The sequence below is a fragment of the Bacteroidota bacterium genome, assembly GCA_040388375.1.
In the GTDB taxonomy this organism is placed as follows: domain Bacteria; phylum Bacteroidota; class Bacteroidia; order UKL13-3; family UKL13-3; genus JAAFJM01.
In genome coordinates, this window is the sequence record JAZKBU010000007.1 from 334,130 (window position 1) to 351,254 (window position 17,125).

The window sequence follows — 17,125 nt, forward strand, 5'->3', positions numbered from 1 at the left end:
AAAAATTATGACCGAAGTTGTAGAAAAATTAACATCGAAAGATTTTGCTTCAGACCAGGAAGTACGTTGGTGCCCTGGTTGTGGAGATTATAGTATATTAAAACAAGTACAAACCGTTTTACCTGATTTAGGCAGACCAAAAGAAGAGTTTGTATTTATCTCCGGTATTGGCTGCTCAAGTCGCTTTCCTTATTATATGGATACTTTTGGTATGCATAGTATACATGGGCGTGCCACAGCAATAGCAACTGGTTTGAAAGCTACCCGCCCTGATTTATCTGTTTGGATTATTACTGGTGATGGCGATTCAATGAGTATTGGAGGAAATCACTTTATTCATATGTTACGCAGAAATCCTGATGTAAATGTATTGTTATTTAACAACCAGATTTATGGCTTAACCAAAGGCCAATACTCACCTACCAGTGAGCAAGGTAAAATAACAAAATCAACTCCAATGGGTAGTGTTGATTACCCCTTTAACCCTATTGCACTAGCACTTGGAGCCGATGCGACATTTGTAGCCCGCAGTATGGACAGAGACCCGAAACACCAACAAGCAGTTATTAAAAAAGGATACGAACATAGAGGTACTTCTTTGATAGAAATATACCAGAACTGTAATGTATTTAATGATGGTGCTTTTGAAATATATACAGAAAAGGCAAGCAAAAAAGAGCAAACCTTAATGATGGAAAATGGCAAACCATTAATTTTTGGTGCTAACGATGATAAAGGTATTGCACTTGATGGATTTAAACCTGTCATAGTAAATTTAGCTGATGTTTCTGCCAACGATTTATGGATACATGATGAAACAGATTTAGTAAAAGCAACTATATTATCTCGCTTTTACGATGATCCAACCCATGAAGACCATAAGCCTAGACCTTTTGGTGTATTCTATATCAATACTAAAAAGTCAACATTTGATGAATTATTCAATAACCAAATGGAAGCAGCTTTATCTAACGGAATGGGCGATTTAGATAAGCTGATTGCTGGAAAAGAAACCTGGGTAGTTAACTAAAAACTATACATACAACTATAATTGATCAGCCAGTCTTTTAACCAAAAGCTGGCTGATTCTTTTATTAATAGCAGTGTCGTGTAATTTATAAAAACTAAATTCCTCTTTTGTAAACAAGGCTACAATCATTCCCAGTAATCTTTGTTTAATGGTATTATTCTGTAAAATTATTTTTATAAAATCTAGTTTTTCTTGTTGTAAACTCGGAATGGTTCTATCGTTTATTTCTATACTTACTATGGCTAGTATTATTTCATTCTGAAATTTCAAAATAGGCCGCAAAGTATTGTTTTGAAAAGCCTCTTCGTCCAAACTTATTCTTGTATTATCTATTTGAATGTGTGTTCTCCAACTTAAAATAATTTCATCTCTATCCATTGTCTGTCTGCTTATATACTTAATGAAAGGTTTGAATGGTTCATTTGTTTTAAGTTATAAATAAATGCTTTATTTGTTCAATGATTCCGAAGAAAGCCCTTCAACTTTTAGAACAAGATAGTATATTTAAACCTATTGTTTCTCCTTGTTTACCACAAGTTCAGAAAAGATATGATGCCATCAATAAACTAAGCGATTTATACATCAGTTTGCTTAGAAGCATTGTTTCTCAACAATTATCTACCAAGGCTGCAGATACTATTTATAGCCGTTTTATTGATTTGTTCAAAGACAAATACCCACATGCCAAGCAAGTTATTAAACTAAAAGATGAGCAATTGCGAGCCGTTGGGTTATCCTATCAAAAAATAAGTTATATAAAAGCCGTGGCTGCTTATTCATTAACCAACAATCTGAATGCGGAGCATATTGGAAAGTTAAGCAATGAAGAAATTATTGAAGAACTTTCTTCTATTAAAGGAGTTGGTAAATGGACTGTTGAAATGATCCTGATATTTGGATTAAAACGTTTGGATGTTTTTCCTTATGATGATTTAATTGTTAGAAATGGCATTATTAAAATGTACAAACTAACCTCAACAGGTAAACAACTAAAAGCAGATTGCCACGACATAGCTGAACAATGGAAACCTTATAGAAGTATTGCCAGCTTGTTTTTATGGCAATCGAAAAGTTTGTAAAGAGTTAAATTAGGATTTCGGGCAACTAGCCTTCCATCAAAGCTTCATCATGCTTTTTATTGGCTAACTGGCCACAAGCGGCATCTATGTCTTTACCCCTACTTCTGCGTACGGTAGCTTTTACACCATTTTTTTCTAAATAAGCACAAAAGGCATCTATTTTGCTACTATCGGCTTTTACAAATAGGCCATCACCTGTTGGGTTGTATTCAATTATATTAACTTTAGCAGGCACTTTTTTACAGAACTTAAGCAGCATTTTGGCATCTTCAATGCTTTCGTTAAAGTCTTTAAAAGCTATGTATTCAAAAGTAATACGGCTTTTAGTTTTATTATAAAAATGTTGTAATGCCTTACCCACCGCTTCTAAACTATTGCTTTCGTTAATAGGCATTATCATATTGCGTTTTTCATCGCTGGCCGCATGTAATGAAAGTGCCAACCTGAATTTCACATTGTCGTCACCCAATTTTTCAATCATTTTGGCAATACCGGCAGTACTAACGGTAATACGTTCATTACTCATGCCCAAACCTTCGGGTAAGGTAATTTTTTTAATAGCGGCCATTACATTGCTATAATTTAACAACGGCTCACCCATACCCATAAATACAATATTGGTAAGCGGTTTTCCGTAATGGTTTTGAGCCCAGTTTTTTATATGAACTACCTGGTCGTAAATTTCAGCAGGGGTTAAATTACGCTCACGCTTCATAGTACCCGTAGCACAAAACTTACAAGTTAAGCTACAACCTACCTGGCTGCTCACACAGGCAGTCATTCTATCGTCAGCCGGAATTAAAACTCCTTCAACTAAAAAGCCATCGTGTAGTCTGAAACTGCTTTTAATGGTTCTGTCTTCACTTACTTGTTTATCCTGAACCTTAATATGATTAATGCAAAACTCTTCGTTCAACAAATGGCGTAACTCAACTGATAAGTTACTCATTTCATCGAAACTGGTGGCTGATTTTTTCCAAAGCCACTCATACACTTGCTTACCTCTGAAAGCAGGTTGACCTTTTTTTACAAAAAGGTCTTTCAGTTCCTCAAGCGTAAGTTCGCGTATATCTATTTTATTCAATTCTGGTTAATTATTTAATCTCGGCAATGATGGTTTTTCCACCTTTTACTACCTGATTTAAAGAAACGTTTATTTTAGCATCTAAGGGTAAGTATAAGTCAACCCTTGAACCAAATTTAATAAAACCCATTTCTGCACCTTGTTCTGCCTGTTGGCCTTCTTTTACATACCAAACAATACGTTTTGCCAAAGCTCCGGCAACTTGACGGAATAATACAGAAACACCATTTGGTTTTTCAATAACAGTAGTGGTACGTTCGTTTTCGGTTGACGATTTTGGGTGCCAAGCTACTAAATATAAACCCGGATGGTATTTAAAATATTTTACAATTCCACCAATAGGATTGCGGTTTACATGCACATTAAAAGGACTCATAAATACGGAAACCTGTAATCTTTTTTCATTGTAATATTCGGTTTCCATTACCTCTTCTATTACTACCACTTTGCCATCAGCCGGGCAAATTACCTGGTTTTCGTTTTGGTTTACGGTAACTGTTGGGTTCCTGAAAAATTGAAGTATAATCACTAAAAACACTACCGACAGAAATAAAACACTGTTAATTAACCAGTTAATCCCGGTAAAACCGATAGCAAAATTAAGTGCAAATAATCCTATTAAAGTGATAAGTATTGTTGCTTTTCCTTCTTTATGTAGCATATAGTATATTCTTAAAGGGGGCAAATATAATCAAAGCTTATTTAAACAGATGCAATTTGGTTTCTTTTTATTTTTCAATCATGCTTATTCAATCTTATTTATGATAAAAAATAAGCTCAAAACTCTTATTTTACTTTTTTGTATATGTAATTAGACTAAATACAAATAGTTTGGTTTTTTAGTTTAAATTTGCAACCCTAAACTTAAATAAAAGTTAGAAAATGTCAGATACACAGGAAGTTGATATAATAGACCAGGTAGTTAGCCAGGAATATAAATATGGATTTACTACGGATATAGAAATGGATTCCGCCCCAATGGGGTTAAGTGAAGACATTGTCCGTTTTATTTCTTCCAAAAAAAATGAACCGGAATGGATGTTAGAATGGCGATTAAAAGCTTACCGTTACTGGCTCACATTAGAAGAACCTAATTGGCAAAACTTCAAATTAAAACCAATTGACTACCAAAACATTATATACTACGCTGCTCCTAAAGAAAAAATTAAATTAGATAGTCTAGATCAGGTTGACCCCGAATTATTAAAAACATTTGAGAAATTAGGTATTAGCTTAACTGAACAAAAACGTTTAACGGGTGTGGCGGTGGATGCTGTGTTTGATTCTGTTTCTATTGCTACTACTTTTAAAGACCAGTTAGCTGAAAAAGGAGTTATTTTTTGTGCCATCAGCGAAGCTTTACACGAACATCCTGACTTGGTAAAAAAATACATTGGCTCTGTTGTTCCTTACACCGATAATTATTTTTCAGCTTTAAATGCTGCGGTATTTAGCGATGGTAGTTTTGTATATATTCCAAAAGGCGTTCGTTGCCCAATGGAGCTTTCTACTTATTTCCGTATAAATGCAGAAAATACAGGTCAGTTTGAACGTACACTGATTATAGCTGACGATAACAGTTATGTAAGTTATTTAGAAGGATGTACTGCTCCTATGCGCGATGAAAACCAATTACACGCAGCTGTAGTTGAGCTAATTGCGATGGAAAAAGCGGAAATAAAATATTCTACCGTTCAAAACTGGTATCCCGGTGATAAAGACGGAAAAGGTGGTATTTTTAATTTTGTAACCAAACGTGGTAGCTGTGAAGGCGCTTATTCAAAAATAAGCTGGACACAAGTAGAAACTGGTAGCGCTATTACCTGGAAATACCCTAGTTGTATTTTAAAAGGCGATTACTCAAATGGTGAATTTTTCTCTGTGGCTGTTACCAATAATATGCAACAAGCCGATACAGGCACTAAAATGATACATATTGGTAAAAATACCAAAAGCAGGATTGTATCGAAAGGAATTTCAGCCGGAAAATCGCATAATACATACAGAGGTTTAGTTAAAGTAAACAAAAAAGCAGAAAACGCACGTAACCACACGCAATGCGATAGTATGTTAATAGGCAACCGAAGTGGTGCACATACTTTTCCATACCTTGAAATAAGTAACAACACCGCTACTGTTGAACACGAAGCCAGTACCAGTAAAATTGGTGAAGACCAAATATTTTACTGTAACCAACGCGGTATAGGAACAGAAGAAGCAATAGGATTAATTGTAAACGGATTTTGTAAAGAAGTATTAAACCAGTTACCGATGGAGTTTGCTGTTGAAGCCCAAAAATTATTAGCGGTAAGTTTAGAAGGAAGCGTAGGTTAGATAGCTAATAGACGATGGTTGATAGACCATAGAAAAAAGTATAAAGAAGAAAGTATTATTTGCCATGGACTATTGTCTATGGCCCATAAACCAAAAATATGTTATCAATAAAAAATTTAAAAGCAGAAATAGAAGGAAAGAAAATTCTTAATGGATTAAGCCTTGAAGTAAAAGCAGGCGAAGTGCACGCTATAATGGGACCCAATGGTGCTGGAAAAAGTACTTTATCGGCTGTATTGGCCGGTAGAGCAGATTACCAGGTAACAGAAGGTACTGTTGACTTTGATGGTAAAGATTTATTAGCAATGAGCCCTGAAGACAGAGCGCGTGAAGGTGTATTTTTAGCTTTTCAATACCCGATAGAAATTCCGGGCGTAAGCAATACCAATTTTTTAAAAACCGCCATTAACGAAAAACGTAAATACCAAGGTTTAGAGCCTATGGAAGCTACTGATTTTTTGAAAATGATGCGTGAGAAAATGGCACTGGTAGAAATGGATAAATCATTAACAAGCCGTTCGTTAAACGAAGGATTTAGTGGTGGTGAGAAAAAACGCAACGAGATTTTTCAAATGGCTATGTTGGAGCCTAAGTTAGGTATTTTAGATGAAACCGATTCAGGTTTAGATATTGATGCTTTACGTTTGGTTTCAGAAGGTGTAAACAAATTACGTAACCAAGAACGTGCTTTTATAGTTATTACCCACTACCAACGTTTGTTGGATTATATAGTGCCTGATTTTGTACACGTATTATACAAAGGCAGAATTGTAAAAAGTGGCGATGCCAGCTTAGCTAAGGAATTAGAAGAAAAAGGCTACGATTGGATTAAACAAGAAGTAGAAGCCAGCGCACAGTAAATTCATAATACAATCCGGAGCAGATTTTTCGGATGCAGAATTTACATAAACATTTTCCGAATTTCAGTATTCGGATTTAGAATTTAGAACTATATGTTATTAGAGAATATAAAAGAAGCGTTTAACCAATATAAAAATCAAGCTGAAAAAAGTGATTTCTTTTTCAAACGTGAGCAGGCTTTTGCTGAATTTGAAAAAACAGGCTTCCCTACTACTAAGCACGAAGAATGGAAATACACCAACTTAAAAGCATTAACCAATAAATCGTTTCAATCAACTACTTTAAGCAACAGTGGAGCAGAAGTTTTATTAGCCAAATCGTTTTTAAAGGATTTAACCGCTAACCGTTTGGTATTTGTAAACGGCCATTTCAGTAGTAATTTATCAAATATTATTGAAACAGATTCAAGCATCATCATCTCTACTTTATCACAAGCCAGAATACAAAACAGCGAGTTATTCAACGCACATTTTAACAAATATGTTCCGGTAGAAGGAGAAGGTTTAAATGCTATGAATACGGCTTTGTTTAGCGATGGCGCCTTTATTTATGTACCTAATAACAAAAGAGTAGCCAGTCCTGTTTTTATCATAAACATAACAGATTCAAGCAGTATCAATGTATTATGCCAACCGCGTAATTTAATTGTAGTTGAAAAAAGTGCATTTGCCACTGTAATTGAAAGCAGTTATTCTCTTGGTACAAATCCATCGTTTACCAATGTAGTTAATGAAGTATATGTGAATGAAAATTCGCATATTGAATACTATAAAATTCAACATCAGGAAGGCGAAAGCTACCAAAATAATTATACGCAGATTTTCCAGGAAGCTAATACCAATATAAACCATGTAACGCTTACCTTAAGCGGAACATTTGTAAGAAACAACTTGCATTTTTTCATGAATGGACAAAATTGCGACAGTTTATTGTACGGATTATACATGCCTCACGGAACTGAGTTTATTGATAATCATACACGCGTAGACCATGCTTTCCCTAACTGCCATAGCGATGAGCTATACAAAGGCATTATGATGGATAAATCGGTTGCGGTATTTAATGGTAAAATTATGGTGCATTTAGATGCGCAAAAAACCAATGCTTACCAACGTAACCAAAACATATTGTTAAGCAATGATGCTACTGTAAACACCAAACCGCAATTAGAAATTTTTGCTGACGATGTAAAATGTACACATGGTGCTACCATTGGCCAGTTAGATGAAGAGCCTATGTTTTATTTACGTAGTCGTGGAATACCGGAAGACGCAGCCAGAAAAATGCTATTGAATGCCTTCGCAGACGATATAGCAGAAAGAATAAAAATACCTGAGTTGGTTGTTTTATTGGAACAAGAGATTGAGAAAAAACTATAGTAACGTAGATACGTTTCATTTATAAAGACGTTGCCATGCAACGTCTCTACATACAGATAAAATATGTCAAAATTAGATATTACAGCTATCAGGAGTAAGTTTCCGATACTTGATCAAAAAGTAAATGGCAAACCCTTGGTTTATTTTGACAATGCTGCCACCACGCAGAAACCACAAGCGGTTATTGATGCTTTGGTTAAATACTACAAAACCGATAATGCAAATATTCACAGGGCGGCACATACATTAGCGGCACGCTCTACTGATATGTTTGAGGCTACACGTAAAACCATACAGGCTTTCATTAATGCCAAGGAGGTGGAGGAATGTATTTTTACGAAAGGTGTTACTGAAAGTATAAACCTAGTAGCACAAAGCTGGGGGCGAAAAGTCCTACAAGCGGGTGATGAAGTAATTATTACTACCATGGAACACCACAGTAACATAGTTCCGTGGCAATTAATTTGCGAAGAAAAAGGAGCCATTTTAAAGGTTATTCCAATAAACGACAAAGGCGAACTGTTAATGGATGAATACGAAAAAATGCTTTCGTCAAAAACCAAAATGGTAGCTTGCGTATGGGTAAGTAATGCACTGGGAACTATTAACCCTGTTAAAGAAATTATAGCAAAAGCACATGCCGTTGGTGCTAAAGTATTGTTAGACGGTGCACAAGCCTGCTCTCATTTAACAGTTGATGTACAAGATTTGGATTGTGATTTTTTAGCCGTTTCATCACACAAATTATATGGCCCAACAGGTGTAGGTGTTTTATATGGCAAACGTGCTTTGTTAGAAAATATGCCGCCTTACCAAGGTGGTGGCGAAATGATAAAAGAAGTAAGCTTTGAAAAAACTACTTACAATGAAATCCCTTATAAATTTGAAGCGGGCACTCCCAATATTGGCGATGTAATTGCTTTTAAATATGCATTGGATTTTGTAAGCGAAACCGGTAAAGAAAACATAGCTGCCCACGAAAATGCATTGCTGAAACATTGCGTAGACGGTTTAATGGCCATCAATAATTCGTTAACGGGTACTTCGACTTCGCTCAGTGACCGTAATAGCATGTCGAGCGCAGTTGAGACAAAACCAATAACCTTAATAGGAACCGCTAAAGAAAAAGTATCTGTTCAATCGTTTGTTATTAACGGACTGCACCATTTTGATGCGGGTATGCTATTAGATTCAAAAGGAATAGCGGTAAGAACGGGACACCATTGTACGCAGCCCTTAATGAATTGTTTGGGAATAGATGGCACTATCCGTGCTTCTTTTTCGGTATATAATACTTTGGAAGAAGTAGATGTGTTTTTAGAAGCAGTGAAGAAATTATTAAAATTATCAAACAAATAAACTTTTAGCTAGAAGCCAGTTGCTAGTTGCCAGATGCAAAAAAATATAACAGATATACAAAACGAAATAATAGAAAACTTTGAGTTGTTTGATGGCGACATGGAAAGCACTTTGTTTTACTTAATGGATTTAGGTAAAAAATTGCCTGTTATGCCTGTTGAACATAAGACTGATGATTTTATAGTAAAAGGATGCCAAAGTAAAGTATGGCTCTACCCTACTTTTACGGATGGTAAAGTTGTTTTTGAAGCGGATAGCAATACTGAAATAACCAAAGGACTGGTAAGCTTATTGGTGCAAGTTTGGAGTAACCAAACGCCTGATGATATACTAAACAGTGAATTGTTTTTTATTGAAAAAATAGGCATGAGCCGTATGATTGGAAGCCAGCGAAGCAATGGTTTTGCCAGTATGATTAAACAAATAAGAATGTACGCTTTGGCGTATAAGGCTTCTGGCTCCTAGCCAATAGCCACTAGCTTTTAACAAAAATAATAAAATAAAAAAGCCAACAGCCATCCCGATAACTATCGAGAGCTAGAGGCCAGAAGCAATAAAAATGGAAGAAACCAATAACAATATAAAGCCATTGAGAACATTTGTAGATGTGCAAAATGAAGCGATACAAGTTTTACAAACCGTATACGATCCTGAAATTCCGGTAAACATATATGAGCTGGGATTGATATATGAAGTAAATGTTTCGAATGAATTGAACATTGAAATTATTATGTCGCTTACTTCTCCTTTTTGCCCCGCAGCACAAAGTATGCCTGCTGAAATAAAAGAGAAACTAGGTGCTATGGAAGGCGTAAAAGAGGTAACTGTTACCGTTACTTTTGAGCCACCCTGGAGTCAGGATTTAATGAGTGAGGCTGCCAAGCTGCAATTAGGCTTTTTATAAAAGCTGACTTTTGTTCAGCCTAAAATCATGTTTATGGTAAATAAATAGTATATACTTTTGTAGTGTTCAATCAATTAGTAAACAGCTATGGAAGCAGCAGTATTTTTAGTTTTTTTTGCCCCGGTAATGGGTTACCTCGCCATTACCAAAGGATATAAATTCTGGCCCTGGTTTTTTATAGGTCTTTTTCTACCCATTATATCTTTATTCATCTTATTCTTTTTAAAGGATAAACCAATTGTAGTAAACCCTGACGATATTATTGTTCATCAGCAAAACGACAAAGTATTATATAAAGCATAACAAAAAAGCCTTTGGAAAAATCCAAAGGCTTTTTTTATTTTCTTACTTCAAAAAGTCATTGAAGTACTGGTTTATCTTTTTAAACAAATGAACCCTGTCAGGCCCTAATACATTGTGTGCATGTGTTGGGTACACGGCATAATCTACCAATACACCCTCATCTACACTTTTCTTCACGTAGTTTAAGGTATGGTTCCAAAGCACCACATCATCGTTGGTACCGTGTATTAGTAATAGTCTCCCTTTTAAGTTTTTGGTATAGTTTAACAGGTTATTTTCTTTGTAACCTTCGGGGTTTTCTTCGGGTGTATCCATATATCTTTCGGTATACATTATTTCGTACATGCTCCAATCTATAACGGCTCCACCTGCCACTCCTACTTTAAACACATCTGGCGTTCTGGTCATTAAGCTGGTAGTCATAAAACCACCAAAACTCCAGCCATACACACCTAATTTGGTACTATCAATAAACGACTGTTGTTTTAAAAAGCTAACGCCTGCTAACTGATCGGCTATTTCTATTTTACCTAATTGGCGATGGGTAACGTTTTCAAAAGTTAAACCGCGGTTTAACGAGCCTCTGTTATCAACCGTAAATATAACATACCCTTGTTGGGCAAAAGCAAGCATCCATAATTCGGCTTGGCCTAACCAACTATTGGTAACCATTTGTGCATGTGGCCCACCATATACATATACTATACAAGGGTATTTTTTAGTAGCATCAAAATTAGCGGGCTTAATTAAGCGGTAATTTAAATCGGTACTGCCATCGGTTGATTTTATTTTGCCTAAGCTAATTTCGGTACTTTGGTAATTAATAATGGGGTTAATGGCATTAACAATAGAGCCATATAACCTGCCTTTATTATCGCTTAGTATAATTTGGCGAGGTGTTGTTAAATTACTGAAATTATCTACAATATAAACACCATCATCGCTTACCAATGGAGTATGAATACCTTCTATTTTGGTATGTTGTGTTACTTTGCTTGTTTTAATTTCTACCGAGTATAAGTATTTATTCATACCATCGGCTGAAAAAGCCATAAAATACAAATTATTACCTGTGGCATCAAAGCTTAACACTTCGCTTATATGTTGTTTCAGGTTGGTTAATTGTTTTAGTAACTTCCCTCCTCTTTCATATAAATACAGGTTATTAAAACCATTGCGCTCGCTTTGCCATATAAATTGTTTTTCGTTGTTTTTAACAAATAATACCGGCTTTTCAGGTTCTACATATTTATCGTGTGTTTCTATAAATATTGTTTTTATAAACTTGCCGGTTAAGCCATCGTACATATTCATTTTCATTTCGTTTTGCGCTCTGTTTACAACGGCTATGTATAAGTAATCTTCATTAGGGCTCCAGGCTATATTGGTTAAATACTGCTCAGCAGGCCCACCTGTTTCAACCTCTATATTTCGTTTTTTGGTAAAATCGTAAAAATACAATTTTACTTCATGGCTCTTGGCTCCGGCCATTGGGTATTTTATATTTTCAATGCCCGAAGGTTTGCTTTCAAACTGCATCAATCCATAATTGGTTACCATGCTTTCGTTCATTTTATAATAGGCTAATTTATTGCCTTTAGGGCTCCAAAAAGTACCTTTGCTTATACCAAACTCGCTTCTATGCACTGTTTTGCCTACCACTAAACCAAAACCTCCGTCTTGCCCGCTCACCAAATCAGTTTGTACAATACCTTCTTTTTTACCACGTTTTTGGTAGTCTGTTAAAACATCTTTTGAGGTTATGTCGCTTACATATAAACTATTACCTACTGTATAAGCTATACGGTTATTTATTTTTTCATAATCAAGGTTTTCTGCTGTACCCGGCATTTTAACTTTAAGCGATGTTTTTTTGCTGCTTAAATTATATACATACATGGTATTGTTATAGTTGTATAACATGGTATTATTATCTAACCAGCTAAAAAAAGGAAAACGCTCCAATTTCTTTTCTTCGGGCATTATACTATAAAACGAACTGTAGAAATCTTCTATAGTTAAAACGGTATCGCGGGTTAAGCCAGGTGTGTTTATATAAATTAAAACCTCTTTGCCATTTTTTTTGCCTACATAGCTTATTGTTTTGTTATCGGGCTTCCACATCATCTGGCTTAAACGTTCAGGGGCCAACGTTGTACGGCCTTTTAAAATGGCATCATCAATGGATAATGTTTGATTTTGTGCGTACGAAAACCCAACTATAGCCAACGATAGCAGTAAAAATATTTTTTTCATTTGTATTTGTTTTGAGTTGCGATAATACCAATCTTAACCTAAATAGTAAAACCTTTTATCAATTTATACAAAAGTGCTTAGGAAGGCAGCCATAAACCTGACCACAAATGGGTAGCTAAATGTTTAAACACGTGTATTAATTTGTTAGTTAAAATTTAGGGCTAATTATAAAACATTAGGCTCAATCGCTTACTTTGCGACTCTTATTATTAAAAAAACAAATGTCTGATAGGCCATTAATACTTATTACCAACGATGATGGTATAACTGCTCCGGGTATAAAAGCTTTGGTTAATGCAGTAAAACACCTTGGCGAAATTATAATTGTAGCGCCTGATGCACCTCAAAGTGCCATGGGCCACGCAGTAACCATTAGCAAACCTTTGCGTTTGGCTAAGACCGATTTGTATGGCGATATTGTTTCTTACCAATGCAGCGGCACACCTGCTGATTGTGTAAAGTTGGCTGTTGATAAAGTATTGCACCGCAAACCAGATTTGTTGCTTTCGGGTATTAACCACGGTAGTAACTCTTCTATTAATGTAATATACAGTGGCACCATGAGTGCAGCTATGGAAGGAGCCATTGAAGGTATTCCTTCGGCAGGTATAAGCCTTTGCGATTTTGCTTACGAGGCAGACTTTACGCTGGCTGCTCAAATAGCCACGCAGGTAGCTGAAAATATTTTAAAAAATGGTTTACCTACTGGTGTTTTATTAAATGTAAATGTGCCTAAAATTACCCGAAGCGAATTACAGGGAATAAAAATTTGCAGACAGGCCAATGCCAAATGGCACGAAGATTTTGACGAACGTACTGACCCTAACGGACGCCAATACTACTGGCTTACCGGTAAATTTATAAACTACGATAAAGGGGAAGATACGGATGAATGGGCACTGGCAAACAACTTTGTTTCCATTGTACCTGTTCAGTTTGATTTAACGGCCCACCATGCTATTGCTAACATTAACCAATGGACTTTTTAACATGCAAAAAAACAAATTCGATCATTTAATAATTGGTATACTTATAGGTTTATTAGCCCCTTCACTGGGTATTATTATATTTTACTTCAGTAAGTTTGAAGGCAGCAGCCTGGAGTTATTCATTACTACTTCGGTACAGGAAAAACTATTGTCGCCCCTGTTGAGTTTATGCGCTGTTATTAACTTAGCCGTGTTTTATTTAATTATACAGTTTGAAAAATACCAAACTGCAAAAGGCGTTATATTAGCCACTTTCCTGTACGGACTGGTTATTGTTTTATTAAAATTTGGAATTGTAAGTTTGTAAAATATATTTGCAGCCCGATTGACATAAAAACAATGGCAATTGGTACTTCGGGGGATTAGCTCATTTGGCTAGAGCGCTTGCATGGCATGCAAGAGGTGGTCGGTTCGAATCCGATATCCTCCACAAAAAATGCCCCGGTCGTTTAGACCGGGGCATTTTTATTTACAGCACAACGGTAAGCAAAGTTTACTAAGGCGTGCTATCAATAATAGTGCATCCTTTGTGTATGCAAAGGGCATTCATTGTTAGGTTCACCAAACAGGAAAAAGTATTAATCCGATATCCTCCACAACCAAAAAGGTTTCAATAGTACTATTGAAACCTTTTTGGTTTTATGCTAATGGAGTTGCTATAAAAACAAGCCTGAATAGCTATTAAAACTACGCCATTTCACGATTTGGATTTGCAAAACAATACTATAGTTTTGTTATGTAAGTATAGCAAAATACTTCCTTACATAACCATATAAAAGAGAGAAGAATGATTTTATAGATGTTAGCACCAATTGAAAGAAAAAAAGTTCTACGAAAAGATAATGTGAAAAAATCACGTGAAAATTTCACAGTGCAGATAGTTTGGTTTATAATTGCAGAAAATTTAATGACATGCTTTTAAAATTCTATTGCTCTAACTACAAATCCATAAAGGACGAAGTTGAGTTTAATATGTTTGCTGGTTCATACAAAAGACATGAAAGTCATCTTATTCCATTTAGAGATAAGTCTATATTAAGGACAGCAGCAATTTATGGGACAAATGGCTCAGGAAAGACAAATCTACTTCTTGCTTTGCAACTATTGCACAGACTAATAATTGTCGGAACAAAAGACATAAACGAAGTAATTAATATACCAGTCTTTAAGCTTTCAGACTGTAAAAACATTCCAACTAAGTTTGACATTGATTTTATTATTGAAAACAGAAGGTTTAATTATCAACTAGACATTTTAAATAATATAATCATACGTGAAGAATTGTTCGAAATTACTATTGAGAATTCAGAAGTAATAATTTTCAAAAGGAAATTTCAAGGTAAAAAAACTTCATTAACTATTGCTCCAAATCGTGACAAAAACCAAAAAGAAAAGTTACGCGAGGAAATATATTCAGAGGAACTCAGAGAGAATCAGACGTTTTTCAAAGAAGCAATAAACAAAAAACTAAATGATGTTCAACTGCCCTTTGAATGGTTTAGCAAGCAATTGAAATTTGTTTCACTTGAAGAATTAATTTCAAACTCACATTCAAATTATACCACTCATGGTTTAGCGTCAACTTTTATGCTAGACAAAGATTTTTTATCCGTATCAAAAAGTATAATTTCAAAAGCCAATGTTGGAATTTTAGATTTTAAAATTGTTGAAATTTCACTAACCGACCTCAAAGCAAAAGGCCTAAAATTGCCTCCCTTCATAGAAACAGACTTGCTGACTCAAGCAAATTTTGGTATTGATGTGACACATGAGGGTGAGTTATATTCTTCTTTTAAGAAAGACGATGAAATTAAATTTGTTAAAATCTCAACATTACATAAAGACAGCTCTGGCAATGAGGTTGAATTCAAATTTTCAGAAGAATCAAAAGGTGTTCAACGACTTTTTGAATTACTTCCTGCTATTTATCGTTCAATTCACAAAGGCGAAATATTTGTTGTGGATGAAATTGAGACAAGTTTTCATCCCGTATTAATCAGGGAAATATTAAGTCTATATCTTGATACTATTCCAAATTCGTCAGGGCAAATAATCTTCACAACACATGAATCACATCTCTTAGATTTAGATCTATTCAGACAAGACGAAATTTGGTTTTGTGAAAAGGACAAAAATGGCGCAACTAGACTATACTCTTTAAGTGAATTTAAACCTCGTTTTGACAAGGATATACGTAAAGGATATTTAGAAGGACAATTCGGGTTTATTCCATTTTTAGGTGACATTAATAATTTAGGTATATGAAACCAGACGAACGAAAAGAGAACATCCGAAATCCGCGAATAGATTTTGAAACTTTTATTTATAAAAATTATAAGGACATCTTAGCATCAATTTTTATAATTCTAAGTATATTAGTTTTGGTTTTATCAAAGGATGCAAGAGAATCTGAAAAGGTATCGACATTGTTGACAGCAATAATTTCTACTTCAATTGGATTCATTTTTGGTAAAAAAGTATCATAAGAAACAACTGGTGTTAACAGCACATTTGCAATATGTGGGGTTTTGCGATCCATAGATAGCTATGTGGTTAACCATACATTGGTTCTCCGAATCAACATTTGTGCTTCGAAATCGCCAACATCTTATAGCCACAAAACGTTACAAACTATCGTAAATAAGCTTTTGTTTTTATTAAACTCTTTCAAACAAAAAGCCCTTGTAATGACTACAAGGGCTTTTTGTTAATTAATAAATAAATAAAACTATGTTTTTTATGGTGTAACAGGCGGTTCTTCCGGAGGGGTTGGATTTTCATTATCTACCAGCAATAAACCAAAGTTAAAGTAGCTGTTAAAGGCAGCTTCATTACCAATAGTACGGGCAGCTATAAGCAGTACACAAGTGGTTAAATGCTCCGTTAATGCTTTTCTGTTTTTTTGCATTTCCGTTTGCGATGATTTTTTGCTGGATTTGGATGATACCTGTGTTTCCCTCGCATCCACATAAGCAGTTTGTAAAGTAGTGAGGTTGCGTACAAAATCGGCTGATAATTGAGCTGTGTATTTAGCAGCAGTAGCACTGTACCTATACAGCAATACTTTTATGCCCTCAACCGTAGAGCTGTGGTACTCCTTTAATCCTTGCGGGTAAAACTCGGTGTAAATGGGTGTGTTTTTACCAAACTTTGCTTTAATGGCTCCTTCTTCGCGGGTAATAAATTCTAAAATCGCATCGTAAGCATCCTGACGACTCATGGTGCCACCCTTTTGTACGGCACTGCTTATAGCCAGCGTACCATAGGTGCTTACAAAGTCCTGGTGTAAGCTAATCAGCAGCGTTTTGTCGGCTGCGGGTAATACAGAGTTTTGCATGGTAGTTAATCGGCTGATTAAATCTGTAGCAAATAGGTTGAGTTCATTTCGGCTAAAATTTTTACTGCCGAACAAATTGCTGGTTAATCTAGAGTATTTCATTAGTGAAACTTATTTATACAATTAATAACGCAACGCAAAAAAATTTCGTGTTAAATAGTATATCAATTTGTATAAAAATTTTCAATTTAATACGTTCCTAAAACGGAG

18 protein-coding genes and 1 tRNA gene are annotated in these 17,125 nt (G+C 35.2%); 13 read left to right on the top strand and 6 right to left on the bottom strand.

The window, feature by feature from the left end; translation table 11 throughout:
• Nucleotides 1–7 precede the first annotated feature (7 nt).
• On the top strand, nt 8–1,030 hold the full coding sequence (locus V4538_13095) for a 2-oxoacid:ferredoxin oxidoreductase subunit beta (GenBank protein MES2381976.1): 1,023 nt from the start codon (nt 8–10) through the stop codon (nt 1,028–1,030).
• A 15-nt stretch (nt 1,031–1,045) separates the two neighbouring features.
• Here the strand turns inward: V4538_13095 and V4538_13100 are convergent, their stop codons facing one another.
• Nucleotides 1,046–1,408: a hypothetical protein gene (locus V4538_13100; GenBank protein ID MES2381977.1), complete on the bottom strand. Its 363-nt coding sequence runs from the start codon at nt 1,406–1,408 to the stop codon at nt 1,046–1,048.
• Nucleotides 1,409–1,488: 80 nt separating this feature from the next.
• On the opposite strand from V4538_13100, the gene V4538_13105 reads away from it, so the two are divergent.
• Nucleotides 1,489–2,109: a DNA-3-methyladenine glycosylase 2 family protein gene (locus tag V4538_13105; protein MES2381978.1), complete on the top strand. Its 621-nt coding sequence runs from the start codon at nt 1,489–1,491 to the stop codon at nt 2,107–2,109.
• Between the two features lie 25 nt (nt 2,110–2,134).
• Here V4538_13105 and rlmN read toward each other — a convergent pair whose 3' ends face one another.
• Both rlmN and V4538_13115 read right to left on the bottom strand, forming a co-directional pair.
• Nucleotides 2,135–3,193: a 23S rRNA (adenine(2503)-C(2))-methyltransferase RlmN gene (gene rlmN / locus V4538_13110; GenBank protein ID MES2381979.1), complete on the bottom strand. Its 1,059-nt coding sequence runs from the start codon at nt 3,191–3,193 to the stop codon at nt 2,135–2,137.
• Nucleotides 3,194–3,203: 10 nt separating this feature from the next.
• Entirely contained in the window at nt 3,204–3,854 is a 651-nt protein-coding gene (locus V4538_13115; GenBank protein ID MES2381980.1) for a phosphatidylserine decarboxylase family protein, read from the bottom strand.
• Nucleotides 3,855–4,075: 221 nt separating this feature from the next.
• Here V4538_13115 and sufB point away from each other — a divergent pair, with 221 nt between their 5' ends.
• From sufB to V4538_13150, 7 genes are all read left to right on the top strand, one after another.
• Entirely contained in the window at nt 4,076–5,527 is a 1,452-nt protein-coding gene (gene sufB / locus V4538_13120; GenBank protein MES2381981.1) for a Fe-S cluster assembly protein SufB, read from the top strand.
• 98 nt (nt 5,528–5,625) lie between these two features.
• Complete coding sequence (gene sufC / locus V4538_13125) at nt 5,626–6,387, top strand: Fe-S cluster assembly ATPase SufC (GenBank protein ID MES2381982.1); 762 nt, start codon at nt 5,626–5,628, stop codon at nt 6,385–6,387.
• Nucleotides 6,388–6,480: 93 nt separating this feature from the next.
• The gene (sufD, locus tag V4538_13130; protein ID MES2381983.1) at nt 6,481–7,767 is read left to right on the top strand and encodes a Fe-S cluster assembly protein SufD; all 1,287 of its coding nucleotides are present in this window, start codon (nt 6,481–6,483) and stop codon (nt 7,765–7,767) included.
• Nucleotides 7,768–7,830: 63 nt separating this feature from the next.
• A complete protein-coding gene (locus V4538_13135; protein ID MES2381984.1) occupies nt 7,831–9,126 on the top strand; it encodes a cysteine desulfurase in 1,296 nt (431 codons plus the stop codon).
• A 33-nt stretch (nt 9,127–9,159) separates the two neighbouring features.
• On the top strand, nt 9,160–9,591 hold the full coding sequence (locus V4538_13140) for a SufE family protein (protein MES2381985.1): 432 nt from the start codon (nt 9,160–9,162) through the stop codon (nt 9,589–9,591).
• A 94-nt stretch (nt 9,592–9,685) separates the two neighbouring features.
• Nucleotides 9,686–10,030, top strand: coding sequence for an iron-sulfur cluster assembly protein (locus V4538_13145; GenBank protein MES2381986.1), 345 nt, complete (start codon nt 9,686–9,688; stop codon nt 10,028–10,030).
• A gap of 87 nt (nt 10,031–10,117) precedes the next feature.
• Nucleotides 10,118–10,333, top strand: a complete 216-nt coding sequence (locus tag V4538_13150; protein ID MES2381987.1) for a hypothetical protein — start codon at nt 10,118–10,120, stop codon at nt 10,331–10,333.
• Between the two features lie 42 nt (nt 10,334–10,375).
• On the opposite strand, the gene V4538_13155 is transcribed toward V4538_13150, so the two are convergent.
• On the bottom strand, nt 10,376–12,589 hold the full coding sequence (locus V4538_13155) for a DPP IV N-terminal domain-containing protein (GenBank protein ID MES2381988.1): 2,214 nt from the start codon (nt 12,587–12,589) through the stop codon (nt 10,376–10,378).
• 221 nt (nt 12,590–12,810) lie between these two features.
• Here V4538_13155 and surE point away from each other — a divergent pair, with 221 nt between their 5' ends.
• The 4 genes from surE to V4538_13175 all read left to right on the top strand — a co-directional run bounded on the left by surE (nt 12,811) and on the right by V4538_13175 (nt 15,843).
• Nucleotides 12,811–13,578, top strand: coding sequence for a 5'/3'-nucleotidase SurE (surE, locus tag V4538_13160; protein MES2381989.1), 768 nt, complete (start codon nt 12,811–12,813; stop codon nt 13,576–13,578).
• Nucleotide 13,579: 1 nt separating this feature from the next.
• Entirely contained in the window at nt 13,580–13,885 is a 306-nt protein-coding gene (locus tag V4538_13165; protein ID MES2381990.1) for a hypothetical protein, read from the top strand.
• Nucleotides 13,886–13,934: 49 nt separating this feature from the next.
• Nucleotides 13,935–14,008, top strand: a tRNA-Ala gene (locus tag V4538_13170).
• 482 nt (nt 14,009–14,490) lie between these two features.
• Nucleotides 14,491–15,843, top strand: coding sequence for an ATP-binding protein (locus V4538_13175; protein ID MES2381991.1), 1,353 nt, complete (start codon nt 14,491–14,493; stop codon nt 15,841–15,843).
• A 67-nt stretch (nt 15,844–15,910) separates the two neighbouring features.
• On the opposite strand, the gene V4538_13180 is transcribed toward V4538_13175, so the two are convergent.
• On the bottom strand, nt 15,911–16,117 hold the full coding sequence (locus tag V4538_13180; GenBank protein MES2381992.1) for a hypothetical protein: 207 nt from the start codon (nt 16,115–16,117) through the stop codon (nt 15,911–15,913).
• A 198-nt stretch (nt 16,118–16,315) separates the two neighbouring features.
• A complete protein-coding gene (locus tag V4538_13185) occupies nt 16,316–17,017 on the bottom strand; it encodes a hypothetical protein (protein MES2381993.1) in 702 nt (233 codons plus the stop codon).
• Nucleotides 17,018–17,125 lie beyond the last annotated feature (108 nt).